Genomic DNA, 14,480 nt, shown 5'->3' with positions numbered 1-14,480 from the left:
GAAGGCTTCACCCCGGCAGCGCTGGCCGGCAGCGGGCGTGGTTTCATTGGCGCTCACGCGCGATGCGCGATGATGCGGGCCGCTTTCTATTGCCGCTCCCGGCCGGCTCCGCCAGACTGTGCCCATGACCCGAACCCTGATTGCCCTGATCCTCGCCACCGGCCTGACCGGCTGTGGTTTCCATCTGCGCAACACGTTGACCCTGCCGGCGGACACGCCTGCGGTCCGCGTCGATTCGAGCGTGCGCTACAGCGAGCTGGTGAAGCTGCTCAACCGGGGCCTGCATGCATCCGGTGCCACCGTGATCCAGAGCGACGGTTCGCCGCCGCGCAAGAGCGACCAGTTCGCCCGCCTGCAGGTGCGTTCCGAGCGCTGGGGCGACCTGCCGATCGCCATCGACGCGCAGGGTCGCTCGCAGGAGTACAGCCTGCGTTATGCGGTGGTGTTCGGCTTCTACCGCCCGGATGGCTCGACCATCGTGCCGGAGCAGGTGATCGAGCTTTCGCGCGACTACGTGTCCCAGCCGACCGATGTCACCGGTACCACCACCGAGCGTGAAATCCTGGCCGACGAGCTCCGCCGCGAGATGTCGGCCTCGATCCTGCGCCGCATCGACAGCGTCGTCCGCGCCGATGCCGAGAAACTCAAGGCAGCTCCCCCGGCTCCCCCGGCGGACGGCAAGGGCGATGCCCATTGAGCGCCCCGGAATGACTGCGCTGCGGGCGTGGCGGGGCTGAGCCGTGGAACTGCGTCCTGAACAGCTTGCCGGGCAGATCGGTGGTCAACCGCTGGCCCCGGTCTACCTGATCGCCGGCCCCGAGCTGCTGCGCGTGATCGAAGCCGCCGACGCGGTGCGCGCCCGCGCCCGCGCCGAGGGCATCGGCGAACGCGAGGTGTTCGATGCCGACGGCCGCGATTTCGACTGGGGGCAGCTGTCTTCCAGCTTCAACGCGCCCAGCTTGTTCAGTGCGCGCCGCTTGGTCGAACTGCGCCTGCCCAGCGGCAAGCCGGGCAAGGAAGGCGCCGAGGTCATCAGTGATTTCTGCGCACAGCCGCCGCCGGATGTGGTGCTGCTGATCACCGCCGGTGAGTGGAGCAAGGCGCACCAGGGCAAATGGACCGAAGCGGTCAGCCGCATCGGTGTGCTCTCGGTGGCCTGGGCGATCAAGCCACATGAACTGGGGGACTGGATCGAGCGCCGCCTGCGGGCCAAGGGCCTGCGCGCCGACCCGGCCGCCGTGCAGCGGTTGAGCGAGCGGGTGGAAGGCAATCTGCTGGCTGCCGCGCAGGAAATCGACAAGCTGGCGCTGCTCGCCGAAGGGCAGGCGCTGGACGTGGCGAAGATGGAATCGCTGGTGGCCGATGCCGCTCGCTACGACGTATTCAGGCTCAGCGAGGCTACCTTCGCCGGGCAGCCGCAGGCCGTGCTGCGCATGCTCGCCGGCCTGCGTGGCGAAGGCGAGGCCGTGGCCGCGCTGATGCCGATCCTGATCCGTGAACTGCTGCTCACCGCAGGCCTTGCCCGGGTGCAGGCCAGCGGCGGCAACCTGGCCGGCGAGATGAAGGCCAAGGGCATCTGGGAGTCGCGCCAGGCGCCGTTCAAGCGGGCCCTGCAGCGCCACCCGGACCCCAAGCGCTGGGAGCGCTTCGTCGCCGAGGCCTCGCTGGTTGACCGCATGGCCAAGGGGCGTGCCGAAGGTGATCCGTGGCTGGCGCTGGAGCGCCTGCTGGTGGCCGTGTCCGAAGCACGCGCGGTGCGCCTGCTGGCACGGGTGCGCTGAGATGCGGCACGCCGGCCGTGAAGGCGGGCTGCTGGTGTTCTACGGCGGCACGTTCGACCCGATCCACAACGGCCACCTGGCCATCGCCCGGTGTGCCGCGCAGGAGCTGCAGGTGCCGGTGCGGCTGATGCCGGCGGCCGATCCGCCGCACCGCGCGCCACCGGGCGCCGATGCGCAGACCCGTGCGGCCATGCTGGAGCGGGCGGTCGCCGATGATCCGGCGCTGTGCGTGGACCGGCGTGAGCTGGAGCGGGCCCGGCGCCTGCCCGGCGTGCCGTCGTGGACGGTGGATACGCTGCGCGAACTGCGGGCCGAACAGGGACCGCAACGGCCGCTGGCGCTGCTGATGGGCGCGGACAGCCTGCTGGGCCTGCCCACCTGGCATGAATGGGAATCCCTGCTGCCACTGGCCCACATCGTGGTGGCCGACCGTCCGGGCAGCGCACTGGAGGATGGGCTGCCCGAGCCGCTGGCCAGCCACCTGCGCCAGGCCTGGGCCAGCGGCCCGGAGATACTGGCCGCCTTGCCTGCCGGGCGGGTCTGGCGGCTGCGCCAACCGCTGCAGGGCGAGTCCGCCACCGCCGTGCGCGCGCTGATCGCCAGCGGCGGGAACTGGCGGCCCCTGGTGCCCGCAGCGGTGGCCGCCTACATCCAGGCACGGGGCCTGTATGGCTGTCCCTCCACGCAGTGAATGCCGGCAGCGGCCGGGTTCTCTATAATCGTCCCCTTATTCATCGAGTTATGCCGCTTTGAGCACCGAAGCCCAAGTCATCAAGACCCAACTGCCCAGCCCGCCGCCGTCCGTCCCGGCCCTGCTGGCGTCCGTTCACGCCGCACTGGAAGAGATCAAGGCCAAGGATGCGGTGGAGATCGACGTGCGCGGCAAGTCCAGCGTCGCCGATTACCTGGTGATCGCTTCGGGCACCTCGACCCGCCACGTCAAGTCCATCGGTGACGAAGTGGTGCGTTTTGCCAAGGAACTGGGCGTGATGCCGCTGGGCGTGGAAGGCGAGCGCGAAGCGGAATGGGTGCTGGTGGACCTGGGCGACGTCATCGTCCACGTGATGCTGCCGCGCGTGCGCGAGTTCTATGCGCTGGAGCGCCTGTGGACGGTGGGTGACCAGCCGCCGTCGGACGACGAGGACGCGCAGCAGGGCTGATCGCCCCGCCGTAGCAGCCACGACGGCGCCGCAGGGCGCCGTTTCCATTTGACCCCGCCGCGCCGGAGCGTGCCGATGAAAGCCAAGTTGATTGCCACCGGCGAACGTGCGCCGTCCTGGGTCGCGCAGGGCTTCGCCGAATACCAGAAGCGCCTGTCGCACTGGTTGCCGCTGGAGCTGGTCGAGATCGAGCCGGGCCTGCGTGGCAAGGGCAGGGACCCGAAGCGCGCGATCGAGGACGAGGGCAAGCGCGTGTTGGCGGCGTTGCCGAAGAATCCCTATGTGGTCGCGCTGGACGTGCCGGGCCGGCAGCTCAGTTCCGAGCAGCTGGCGCAACGCCTGGAGCATTGGCGTTCGCAGGGGCGCGACCTGGCATTCCTGATCGGCGGCCCGGAAGGACATGCGGCCGAGGTAACGGCGGTGGCCGATGAAAAGTGGTCGATCGGTCCGTTGACCTTGCCGCACATGCTGGTGCGGCTGGTGGTGGCCGAGCAGTTGTATCGCGCGGCGGCGATGTTGGCCAACCACCCCTACCATCGCGCGTGATTAGCGTATAGAATGCGCCTCCCCCGCCCGAATAGCTCAGCCGGTTAGAGCACTTGACTGTTAATCAGGGGGTCGTTGGTTCGAGTCCAACTTCGGGCGCCAGATTCGAAAAAGCCGCGAGCAATCGCGGCTTTTTCTTTGTGTGCGTCGCGTGCTGCCGCGGCCGTCGGGCCGCGGCAGCCGTCTGGCTCAGTTGAAGGTGTACTTGGCACCGAGCGTGAAGTAGCGGCCCACCGCACCACTGAAATGCAGCGGGTTGTAGTTGACCGCGCCATAGGTCAACGGATCCAGCGGCGCAATGCGGTCGGTGACGTTCTGGACCGAACCGAAGATCTCCAGCGCGTCGGTCGCACGCCAGCGGCCGGACAGGTCGATGGTGTAGAACGAACGCAGTTCGCAGCCACGCGGCGCATCACTGCCATCGGCGTAGTGGTTGGCGCAGCTGTCACCTTCGAAGGCGACGTTGTCCATGCTGCCGATGTAGTTGCCGATCGCGCTCACGCTGAAACGGTCCATGTCCCAGGTCACGCCCAGGTTGAAGCGGTCCTTCGGCGTGCCGATGCAGTTGGTGACGTCGCAGTTGCCATGCGTACCGGCGTACTGGAACTTGGTGCCGGTGCCATCGTCGCGCTCGAAGGAGTTGATCCGGGTCCACTGCAGGTCCATCAGCAGCTTGCCGTAGGCGCCCATTTCCACGCGCTGGCGGATGTCGAAGTCGAAGCCGCGGATGGTGGTGGAAGCGGAGTTGATGTAGTCCACGCTGACCGCCAGCAGGCTGCCGCTGTTGGGAACGCCCGGCAGGTCGTTGTCGCTGCGGATGCCGCGCCCGGCGGCCAATGCCAGGTCGGTGTCGCCCTGGTTGATCTCGTTGGTGCGCTTGATCTGCCAGGCGTCCAGGGTCAGCGTGGTGGTGGGCGTCGGGTCCAGCACCAGGCCGACGGTGTAGCTCTTGGATTCCTCCGGCTTCAGGTTGGGATTGGCCGAGGTGATGATGGCGAGGTTGACCGCGCAATCGGCCGCGGTGGCGCCCGGTGCAGGCGTGCCGCCGGGGCAACGGACCGGGTCGCGGGCGGTGCTGAAGGCCGCCAGGCCACCGTCACCGGCTTCGGCCGGCCCTGGCGCGCGGAAGCCCTCGGCATAGGTGGCGCGCACCGCGATCCAGTCGGCCGGCGTCCACTTGATGCCGACCTTCGGCGTGGTGGCGGTATCGCCGCCCTTGTACTTGTCCACGCGCAGCGCGCCGGAGAGCTCCAGAGACTCGAGCACCGGGGCCACCATTTCCGCATATGCCACGGCCACTTCCTGGGTGCCCTTGTAGGCCGAATAGCCCAGGCCGATGATGTCGCCCAGGTCGGTGTAGCTCTGCGGGTCGAGGTTGGCCTTCTGCCGCCGGTATTCCGCACCGAAGGCCAGGCCGAGCGGGCCGCCGGCAAGGTCGGCGATGCTGCGGCTGGCCTTGAAGTCGATCATGTCCAGCGTGGTCGATGCGTCGGCATGGATGGTCGGCGAGATGTAGTCATACAGCGCCTGCGTGTTCTGACCGGCGCTGGCACCGATGCGCCACCAGCCGACCGGGCTGTTGGGGTCGGTCAGTGCGGTACGTACATGGCTGTAGCGCAGGAACCCCCGGCGCTCGTTGACCAGCTGCGTGGCCGAGTGCAGGTAGGCGGTGTCGATGTCCCAGGCGCCCGCGGTGCCCTTCACCCCGACCAGGAAGCGGGTGAACTCGTTGGTGTTGGTGGTCACGCGCGGGCCCACGTCGAACGCGGCATAGCGCAGGCGCGCGTCCACGCCGAGCGGGTTGTCCGGATGGGCGGCGCCCAGCACGGTGGCGCCGCTGCCGCTGCTGGCGTTCACCGGGCCTCCCGGGTAGCCCCACGAGCCGGACACGCCGTTGGGCGTGTTGTAGAACTCGGTCTTCTTCTTCGAGTAGCCGAACTCGCCGTACATCTCGAAGTTGTCCGACAGCGCGAAGGTGCCGCGCGCGAACAGGTTGCCGAACTCCTCGCTGGGGGTGAGGCTGCGGAAGTCCTGCGTTTCCCACAGGCAGCCGCCACCGGGGTCCACCGGCGTGATGCGGGAGAACTGCGCGCACCCGGGCAGCGATTGGTACAGGCCGGTGGCGGGGTCGCGGATGCTGCCCACCGGCGAGTTGCCGGCCACCGTGCCGCCGGCGGTGATCGCGCCGTTGAGCGGGAAGAACTGGCCGCCGGCGACCCGATCAAAGCCGTAGCGGCTCAGGTCGCCGTTGCCGATCCACTTGCGGTCGCGGCGGTCGGAGATGCGGATGCCGTCGGTCTTGCTGACGTCGATGCTGACGAAGGCGTTGAAGCCGTCCTCATCGAGGTTGCCGACGCCGGCGGTCAGCGATGCCTTGCGCGCATCGCCGTCGCTGTCGCCGGACGTGCCATACGACGCCTTGAGCATGGCGCCGGTGAAGTCGCGGCGCAGGATGATGTTGACCACGCCGGCGATGGCGTCCGAACCGTAGATGGCCGAGGCGCCGTCCTTGAGCACTTCGACCCGTTCGACCGCATCCATCGGGATGACGCTCAGGTCGGTGAACACCTTCTGCCCGTCGTCGGCCAGGCCGTACGGGGCCATGCGCCGGCCATTGAGCAGCACCAGGGTCGACGCGGCACCCAGGCCGCGCAGCGAGATGCCCGAGCCGCCGCCGGCAAAGCCGGTGCCGAAGCTCTTGGGGATGGAGCCGGCGCCGTCGCTGGTCAGGGTCTGCAGGTACTCGGCGATGGTGGCCTTGCCGGTGCGGTCGATCTCCTGGCGGGTGATGATCTGCACCGGCGACGCGGTTTCGGTGGTGGCGCGGGGAATGTTGGAACCGGTGACGGTTATCCGGTCCAGGGTGGTGGCCTTTTCATCCTGGGCCATGGCCAGGGGGGCGGTGGCGAGCAGGGCGGTGGGTACCAGCAGCAGGCGTGAAAGGGAACTGCAAAGTCGGGTGGTGCGGCAGGCGGAATGCCGGCGAGTCGGATGTTTCACAGTCATCTCTCCAGTGGAACTGCGGAAATGGCCGCCAGAAGGCGCGGCCGAAGAACATCGACGGCCGCGAATCTAGGTTCGCTGGAGATGACGGAGAGGTGAAAAATCGATTAACAGGGGCGGTTTTCAGCTTGCCCGCAAGGAAGGGTTCAGCAAGCCCCTCCTTGCGGGCCATTCAGCAACTCAGCCGACCTTGAAGTCGATCGGGATGATCCCGTAGGCCTGCACGGCGTGTCCGCCGTCGGTGGCCGGCTGGAACTGCCAGCGACGCAGCACCTGGGTGCGTGCGGCGTTGTCCAGGCTGCGGTTGCCGCTGCTGCGTTCGATGCTGACTTCCAGTGGCTTGCCGTCCTGGCCGACCAGCACCCGCAGCAGCACCGTGCCTTCGATGCCGGCGCGCAGCGCATCGATCGGGTAGGTGGGGGCCGGGGCCCGCTCATAGCGCAGTTGCACGCCCTGCAGCGGCGTGGCCGGTGCGATGGAGTCGATGGCAGGGGCGGGGTCGGCGACCGGGGCCACGTCGACCGGCGCGGTGATCACCGCTTCGGTGGGGAACACCGGCATCGGGGCGGTTTCCACCGGCGCCGGCAGCGCCGGTTGCTTCGGTGGTGCCGGGGTCTTGCTGACCGGGATGGTCGGGGGAATCGGCGGCGGTGGTTCGATGGGTTTGGTGTCCGGAACCTGCCAACGGGGTTCACGCACCGCATCGCTGCGCACCGGGACCTGGGACAAGGGGATCAACAGCAGTCCGGCGGCCAGTACATGCAGGGCCAGCGCCGTGCTGTAGGCGAAGATGCGGGACGGTTCGATGTGGAGCGAGGGGACACGATGCTGCGTGCGGACCATAAACCACCTCCATGCGTGGGCGTGTACAAGGAACAACGCGCGGTGACACAGGACGGGGTTGCAGGTTCCGGCCCGCGTAAGGCCATAGCGCCTGCAATCGCGCGTGCCGACAAGCAGGGGTCCGGTTTCCGGTTATCTGCCAGACAGCAACGGAGCGCGGCGGGGCCCAGCCCGGTCCCATGCCCGGCGGTGGCAGGCGGAGCACGATCGGGAGGCTTAGGTGTGGCAGTGGCGTGGGTGCCTGGAGCCTTGAAACGACAACGGCGCCTGAGGGCGCCGTTGTCGTCGAGCATGACCCGGGCTCAGCGACCCAGTTCGAACACCACGTCCAGGTTGACCGAGACGCTGCTTTCGCCCGGCGACACCGAGGTGTCCATCTCGGCCTTGGCCGAGCGGGCCATGGCCATCATCGGCATCGGGCGGAAGCCGCCCTGGCTGCCTTCGGAGATGCTGACGATGCGGCGCACGCGCAGGCCCAGCGACTTGGCATAGGTCTCCGCACGGGCCTGGGCCTTCTTCAGCGCGGCCAGGCGGGCTTCGTCGTAGACCGGCTCGGGCTGGTCGATCTCGAAGCTGGGGCCATTGATCTGGTTGGCGCCCTGCGCGGCCAGGCTGTCCAGCACCCGGCCGAGCTTGGTGATGTCACGCACCTTCAGGCTGACCGTGTTGGTGGCCTGGTAGCCGGTGATCTTCGGCGCTTCGTTCTCGGCGTAGCGGTACTGCGGGTTGAGGTTGATGCCGCTGGTCTGGATGTCGCGCTCGGCGATGCCGGCGGCCTTGATCGCGGCCATCACCTTGTCCATCTGCACCGCGTTCTCGCGCATGGCGGTGTTGCCGTCCACGGCCTGGGTGACCACGCCGGCCGACAGGGTCGCCACGTCCGGCACCCGCTTGGCTTCGGCCTGGGCGGAGATGTTCAGCAGGGTGGCGTCACTGGCCACGGCGGTGGGGACGGTTTGGGCATGGGCGGTCATCGGGGCTCCCAGGACGAGTGACAGGGACAGCAGCAGCGGGGCGAGGGTGAGATGGCGCATGGTGGTCCTCCTTGGATGGATCGTGAAAGTGAAGTCAGGGCGATGAACGGGTGGTGAGCCGGCCCGGGGTTGTCACCACTTTGGCATCTTTGCCAATCATTCAGGCAGTCCCCTCAGGTTATCCTTCCGCGATGCTTTATCTCGCCTCCCGCTCGCCCCGCCGAAATGAACTGCTGACGCGCCTTGGCGTGCCGTTCCGCGCCCTGGACCTGGAAGTCCCCGAAGTACGTGGCGCTGCGGAGTCGGCCGAAGCGTACGTGCGACGGGTGGCGCTGGACAAGGCGTTGGCCGGGCTGGCGCGGGTGGCCGACGACCCGCAGGCGGTGGTGCTGGGCTCGGACACCGAGGTCGTGCTCGGGGACCGTGTCTACGGCAAGCCCGTCGATGCGGCCGATGCGGCGGCCATGCTGGCCTCGCTGGCCGGGCGTACCCATCAGGTGATCACGGCGGTGGCCCTGGCCGCGGCGGGGCGGCACGCGCTGGAGGTGGTCACCTCCGAGGTCAGCTTCGCGCCGATGAGCGCGGCGCAGATTGCCGCCTACGTGGCCACCGGTGAGCCGATGGGCAAGGCCGGCGCCTATGCCATCCAGGGCGGGGCCGAACGCCATATCCGCCATCTGTCGGGCAGCTATTCGGGGGTGATGGGCCTGCCGCTGCAACAGACGGCCACGCTGCTGGCGGCCTTCGGTGCCGTGGCGGCAGACGATTCCATGGACAAGGGGGAGTAAGGGACGTGTCCGAAGAGATCCTGGTGAATGTCACCCCGCGCGAAACCCGCGTGGCGGTGATCGAGAACGGCATGCTGCAGGAGCTGCACATCGAGCGCGGCTGGCGCCGTGGCGTGGTCGGCAACATCTACAAGGGCAAGGTGCAGCGGGTGATGCCGGGCATGCAGGCCGCCTTCGTCGAGGTCGGCCTGGAGCGCGCGGCGTTCCTGCACGCCAACGACGTGGTGCGCCCGGCACCGGTGGCGGCCGACACCGAGGAAACCGCGCCCAGCCTGCCGCTGCCCTCCTCGGTGCCGATCGTGGAGCTGCTGCGCGACGGCCAGGACGTGGTGGTGCAGGTGGTCAAGGACCCGATCGGGACCAAGGGCGCGCGCCTGACCACGCAGATCAGCATTCCCTCGCGCTACCTGGTGCTGCTGCCACAGTCCAAGATGGTCGGTGTGTCGGCGCGGATCGAGGACGAGGCCGAGCGGGCCCGGCTCAAGGCGCTGGTCACCGAGATCTCCGCCCAGCACGGCGGTTATGGCTACATCGTGCGCACCAACGCCGAAGGCCAGCCGGCCGAGGCGTTGGCCGAGGACATCTCCTACCTGTCGCGGGTCTGGAACGTGGTCGAGCGGCGTGGCCGCGAGGCGCCGCCGGCCAGCATCATCTACGAGGACCTGAGCCTGCCGCTGCGCTCGGTGCGCGACCTGATCCGCAAGGACGTGGACAAGGTCAAGGTGGACTCCAAGGAAACCTTCAACCAGCTCAAGGCCTTCGTCGCCAAGTACATGCCGGTGCTGGACGAGAAGCTGGAGCTGTACACCGGCGACCGCCCGATCTTCGACATGTTCGGCGTGGAGGACGAGATCGTCCGCGCGTTGAACAAGCAGGTGCCGCTCAAGTCCGGCGGCTACCTGGTCATCGACCAGACCGAGGCGATGACCACCATCGACGTCAACACCGGTTCCTTCGTTGGCCAGCGCAACCTGGAGGAAACCGTATTCCGCACCAACCTGGAGGCGGCGCAGACGGTGGCCCGGCAGCTGCGGCTGCGCAACCTGGGCGGGATCATCATCATCGACTTCATCGACATGGATGATCCGGAGCACCGTCGCCAGGTGCTGCGCACGCTGGAGAAGGCGCTCACCCGCGACCATGCCAAGACCACCGTCTACGACTTCTCGCCGCTGGGCCTGGTGGAGATGACCCGCAAGCGCACCGTGGAGAGCCTGGAGCGGCAGTTGTCCGAGACCTGCCCGCAGTGCAGCGGTCGCGGCAGCATCAAGACCGCCGAGACGGTGACCTACGAGATCTTCCGCGAGATCACCCGCGCGGTGCGCCAGTTCGACGCCGCGCGCCTGCTGGTGATCGCCTCGACCAAGGTGGTGGCGCGGATCACCGACGAGGAGTCCGCGGCGGTGGCCGAGCTGGAGGAATTCCTCGGCAAGAGCATCCGCTTCCAGGCCGATGACCAGTACCTGCAGGAACAGTTCGATGTCGTGCTGCTCTGACCGCAGCCATACCCCCGTCAGGGAGGACGGCGTGGTCCGATGACCACGCTGTTGCGCTATCGGCTGCGTCACCTCCGCCGTCATGTGCTCATCGCACTGGCGGTCGTGCTCGTGGCCGTGGCGTTGCTGGTCGGGACGATCAGCCAACTGCTGCCGATGGTGGAGTCGCACCCGGACAAGGTCGCCGCGTGGTTGAGTGAACGCGCCGGCCTGCCGGTGGCGTTCGACCGGCTGGACACGCGCTGGACGCGGCGTGGCCCGCTGCTGCAGCTCGACGGGCTGCGCATCGGTCAGGGCAATGGCGTGCGGGTGGGGCAGGCCGAGGTGCTGGTGGCGATGTACTCGGGCCTGCTGCCGGGCGAGCCGCTGACCGAACTGCGCCTGCGCGGGTTGGCGCTGACCCTGGAGCGCGCCGATGACGGGCGCTGGTCGGTGCGTGGTCTGCCCAGCAGCGAAAGCGGCGGCGACCCGCTGGAGGCCCTGCGCCGCCTGGGCGAACTGCAGGTCATCGGCGGGCAACTGCAGGTGATGGCACCGTCGATCGGCATCCAGACCCGGATTCCACGCGTGGACGTACGCCTGCGCGTGGATGGCCAGCGCCTGCGCGTCGGCGCGCGGGGCTGGATCAACACCCAGGCGCCGCCACTGACGGCGGTGCTGGATTTCCAGCGCAGGCAGGGCGATGGCCAGGCCTGGTTCGCGGCCGAGCCGGCCGACCTGGCCGCGTGGTCGCCGTTGCTGCAGGTGGCCGGCGTGCAGGTACGCCAGGGCAGCGGCGAGTTGAATGCCTGGGTGCAGTTGCACGACCACCGCGTGGTCGCGGTGACTGCCGAAGGCGAACTGGAGCAGGTGCAGCTGTCCGGCGCGCCGCTGCAGAGCGCGACCGCGGCGCCGGGCGTGAGCTTCCGCAACCTGCAGCTGCGCGCGCGCTGGACCGCGCTGGATGGCGGCTGGCGGGTGGACGCACCGCGCCTGCGCATCAACGACGGTACCAGCGCGGGGTCGCAGGTGCTAGACGGCCTGCTGCTGGCCGGCGGCAAGCATTTCGCGCTGCAGGGACAACAGTTGGACGTGGCGCCGCTGCTGCAGGTGGCGGCATTGAGCGACCGGGTCGAGCCTGGCCTGCGTCGCTGGCTGTACCAGTCGCGGCCGAGCATGCGTTTCGGTGACGTGCGTATCGCCGGCAGCGCGGATGGCCCGGTGCGTGCCGAGGGTGAACTCCTCGATGCCAGTTTCCGCACCGTCGGCAACAGCCCGGGCGTCAGTGGCCTGCGCGGACATTTCGAAGGCGACGGGCAGGCGGTGTCGCTGGACCTGCGCCCCGACCACGTCGTGCGCTTCGATTGGCCCACCGGTTTCGGCGTGCTGCATGAGCTGCAGTTGTCCGGGCAGGTGATCGGCTGGCGCGAAGGTGCCGGCTGGCAGGTGGGTACGCCGGCCCTGCGCGTGCAGGGCAAGGATTACGCCGCCGACGTGCGCGGCGGCCTGTGGTTCCAGGGCGACGGCACGCGGCCGTGGATCAACCTGGCGGCCAAGATCGACGACGTGCCGCTGACCGCCGCGAAGGGGTTCTGGGTACGTTCGAGCATGAGCAAGGCCGCGGTGGACTGGTTGGACGCGGCGCTGGTCGACGGCACCCTGCGCGGCGCCACCGGCCTGGCGGTGGGCGACTTGGATGATTGGCCGTTCAAGGGCAACAACGGGCGGTTCGAGGCCGGTGGGCACATCGTCGATGGCAGCATCCGTTTCCACCAGGACTGGCCGGTGATGCGCCGGATGGATGCGGACATCACCTTCATCGGTGCCGGCTTCGACGTGCACGGCAAGGGCGAACTGGCCGGCGTGAAGGTCGACCAGATCCAGGCCGGCATCGCCGACTGGGGGCAGTCGCGGTTGCAGGTCAAGGCGACCACCGCCGACGACAGCAACCGCCTGCTGGCGATGCTGCGGCAGAGCCCGCTGCAGGCCAGCTACGGCGACACGCTGGACAACCTGGCCCTGCGCGGCCCGGCGGCAGTCAACTTCGACCTGATGCTGCCGCTGCACCGCGATGAGGGCCCCGGCGTGCTGCAGGGCGACGTGGACCTGCGCGGCGTGCAGATGGCCGACAAGCGCTGGGACCTGCAGTTCGACAACGTGCGCGGCAAGATCAACTACAGCGGCGGTGGCTTCGAGGCACCGGCGCTGCAGGTGCGCCACCAGGAGCGGGATGGCGTGCTGGCCCTGCGCGCCGGCACGCCGGTGAAGGATGCCTCGCATGCCTTCGAGGCCGAGCTGACCGCTGCCCTGGACGCGGGCAAGCTGCTCGACCGCGCGCCGGAACTGGGCTGGTTGAAACCATACATCCATGGCACCTCGGACTGGACCGTGGGCGTCACCCTGCCGGCGACCGCAGCGGGTGCACGCACCGCGGCACCGACCCTGCTGACCCTGGATTCGAACCTGCAGGGCACCCGCCTGCAGTTGCCGGCGCCGCTCAACAAACCTGCGGCCGACGCACTGCCCACGCACGTGCAGGCGGCGCTGCCGATGGGCGCCGGCCGCATCGACGTCGCCTTCGGCAAGCTGATGGCCTTGGCCGCGCGCAGCCAGAATGGCAAGACCGGCGTGCAGGTGACGATGGGCAGCGACCGGGTCGACCACGAGCCGCCGGCCGATGGCCTGATGGTCAATGGCCGCACCCCGTCGCTGGATGCGCTGGAGTGGATCAGCCTGGCCAAGGGCGGCGATTCCAGCGACCCGGGCGGGTTGGCGCTGAAGCAGGTGGACGTGCTGGCCGACCAGTTGTTGCTGATCGGCGGGCGCTTCGAACAGACCCGTCTGCAACTGCGCCCCGGGGCCGATGCGGTCGCGGTGCAGCTCAATGGCCCGGCGCTGGCCGGCAGCCTGCACATTCCCACCGCCGATGGCGGAACCGTCAGTGGCCAGCTGGACCGGGTGCATTGGCAGGCCGCCAAGGCGGCGACGGTGGAGTCCTCGGACACCCCGCTCGCACCGATGAACCCGGCCAACATCCCGCCGCTGGCGCTGGACATCGGCGACCTGGAGTTCGGTGCGCTCAAGCTGGGCCAGACCCGCCTGCGGACCCGGCCCTTGCCCGACGGCCTGCAGGTGCAGGAGCTGCAGGTGCGCGCGCCCAGGCAGGTCATCGACCTGCAGGGCACGTGGCGCGGCGTCGGTACACGTGCGGCCACGCAGATGAGCGCCAACGTGCAGACCGAAGACCTGGGCGACCTGCTGCAGCGGCTGGGCTACGGCGGCCAGGTGCGCGGCGGCGAGGGACGCATGCAGCTGCAGGCCGGCTGGAGCGGTTCACCGATGGCCTTCAGCGCCGCCAGCCTGGAAGGCGGGTTGGACATGAGCGTGCGCAATGGCCAGCTGCTGGAAGTGGAACCCGGCGCCGGCCGCGTGCTGGGCCTGCTCAGCGTGGCCCAGCTGCCGCGCCGGCTGCTGTTCGATTTCCGCGACCTGTTTTCCAAGGGCCTGGCCTTCAACCACGTCGAAGGGCATGTGCGCTTCGCCGGTGGCCTGGCCAGTACCGACCGGATCGGCATCGAGTCACCGGCCGCCGACATCACCATCCGTGGCCAGGCTGACCTGCGCAGCCAGCAGTTCGACCAGACCATCGACGTCAACCCGCGCTCGGGCAACCTGCTGGCCGTGGTCGGTGCCGTGGCCGGCGGCCCGGTCGGGGCGGCGGTGGGCGCGGCGGCCAACGCCGTGCTCGGCAAGCCGCTGGGTACCATTGGCGCCAAGACCTACAAGGTGACCGGCCCGTGGAAGGATCCCAAGGTGGAGGTGATCGACCGCGACGAAACCCGCGCCGCGCCGCCGCCTGCCGCCACTGACGCCGCCCGCACCCCCTGATTCACCGCCGGCTTGCCTCGCG

Annotated in this window: 11 protein-coding genes and 1 tRNA gene; 9 read left to right on the top strand and 3 right to left on the bottom strand. The window is 69.0% G+C overall.

The genetic code is table 11. The features are described 5' to 3' along the window. Window positions 1-124 precede the first annotated feature (124 nt). The 6 genes from ACIPR8_RS11470 to ACIPR8_RS11445 all read left to right on the top strand — a co-directional run bounded on the left by ACIPR8_RS11470 (window position 125) and on the right by ACIPR8_RS11445 (window position 3,589). Window positions 125-697 carry an LPS-assembly lipoprotein LptE gene (locus ACIPR8_RS11470; RefSeq protein WP_446541124.1) on the top strand — a complete coding sequence of 191 codons (573 nt, stop codon included), beginning with the start codon at window positions 125-127 and terminating at the stop codon, window positions 695-697. 43 nt (window positions 698-740) lie between these two features. Then, entirely contained in the window at window positions 741-1,781 is a 1,041-nt protein-coding gene (gene holA / locus ACIPR8_RS11465; RefSeq protein WP_323437870.1) for a DNA polymerase III subunit delta, read from the top strand. A gap of 1 nt (window position 1,782) precedes the next feature. Then, window positions 1,783-2,472, top strand: a complete 690-nt coding sequence (gene nadD, locus ACIPR8_RS11460; protein WP_446541123.1) for a nicotinate-nucleotide adenylyltransferase — start codon at window positions 1,783-1,785, stop codon at window positions 2,470-2,472. A 58-nt stretch (window positions 2,473-2,530) separates the two neighbouring features. After that, the gene (gene rsfS / locus ACIPR8_RS11455; protein WP_132864424.1) at window positions 2,531-2,941 is read left to right on the top strand and encodes a ribosome silencing factor; all 411 of its coding nucleotides are present in this window, start codon (window positions 2,531-2,533) and stop codon (window positions 2,939-2,941) included. Window positions 2,942-3,016: 75 nt separating this feature from the next. Continuing rightward, complete coding sequence (rlmH, locus tag ACIPR8_RS11450; RefSeq protein ID WP_313256171.1) at window positions 3,017-3,487, top strand: 23S rRNA (pseudouridine(1915)-N(3))-methyltransferase RlmH; 471 nt, start codon at window positions 3,017-3,019, stop codon at window positions 3,485-3,487. Window positions 3,488-3,512: 25 nt separating this feature from the next. Then, a tRNA-Asn gene (locus ACIPR8_RS11445) sits at window positions 3,513-3,589 on the top strand. A gap of 87 nt (window positions 3,590-3,676) precedes the next feature. Here ACIPR8_RS11445 and ACIPR8_RS11440 read toward each other — a convergent pair. From ACIPR8_RS11440 to ACIPR8_RS11430, 3 genes are all read right to left on the bottom strand, one after another. Then, window positions 3,677-6,487 carry a TonB-dependent receptor gene (locus ACIPR8_RS11440; RefSeq protein ID WP_446541122.1) on the bottom strand — a complete coding sequence of 937 codons (2,811 nt, stop codon included), beginning with the start codon at window positions 6,485-6,487 and terminating at the stop codon, window positions 3,677-3,679. Between the two features lie 183 nt (window positions 6,488-6,670). Then, on the bottom strand, window positions 6,671-7,333 hold the full coding sequence (locus ACIPR8_RS11435; RefSeq protein WP_446541121.1) for an energy transducer TonB: 663 nt from the start codon (window positions 7,331-7,333) through the stop codon (window positions 6,671-6,673). 302 nt (window positions 7,334-7,635) lie between these two features. After that, the gene (locus tag ACIPR8_RS11430) at window positions 7,636-8,367 is read right to left on the bottom strand and encodes an SIMPL domain-containing protein (RefSeq protein ID WP_192286246.1); all 732 of its coding nucleotides are present in this window, start codon (window positions 8,365-8,367) and stop codon (window positions 7,636-7,638) included. Between the two features lie 131 nt (window positions 8,368-8,498). Between ACIPR8_RS11430 and ACIPR8_RS11425 the strand changes: the two genes are divergently transcribed. From ACIPR8_RS11425 to ACIPR8_RS11415, 3 genes are read left to right on the top strand one after another with little or no spacing between them, the layout of a single operon-like run. Next, window positions 8,499-9,095, top strand: a complete 597-nt coding sequence (locus ACIPR8_RS11425; protein WP_323437874.1) for a Maf family nucleotide pyrophosphatase — start codon at window positions 8,499-8,501, stop codon at window positions 9,093-9,095. A 5-nt stretch (window positions 9,096-9,100) separates the two neighbouring features. Beyond that, window positions 9,101-10,591, top strand: coding sequence for a ribonuclease G (gene rng / locus ACIPR8_RS11420; RefSeq protein ID WP_132864416.1), 1,491 nt, complete (start codon window positions 9,101-9,103; stop codon window positions 10,589-10,591). Window positions 10,592-10,630: 39 nt separating this feature from the next. Beyond that, on the top strand, window positions 10,631-14,458 hold the full coding sequence (locus ACIPR8_RS11415) for a YhdP family protein (protein ID WP_446541120.1): 3,828 nt from the start codon (window positions 10,631-10,633) through the stop codon (window positions 14,456-14,458). Window positions 14,459-14,480: the final 22 nt, after the last annotated feature.

The sequence above is a fragment of the Stenotrophomonas sp. LARHCG68 genome, from assembly GCF_052871705.1.
This window is presented reverse-complemented; position numbering and strand designations above follow the sequence as displayed.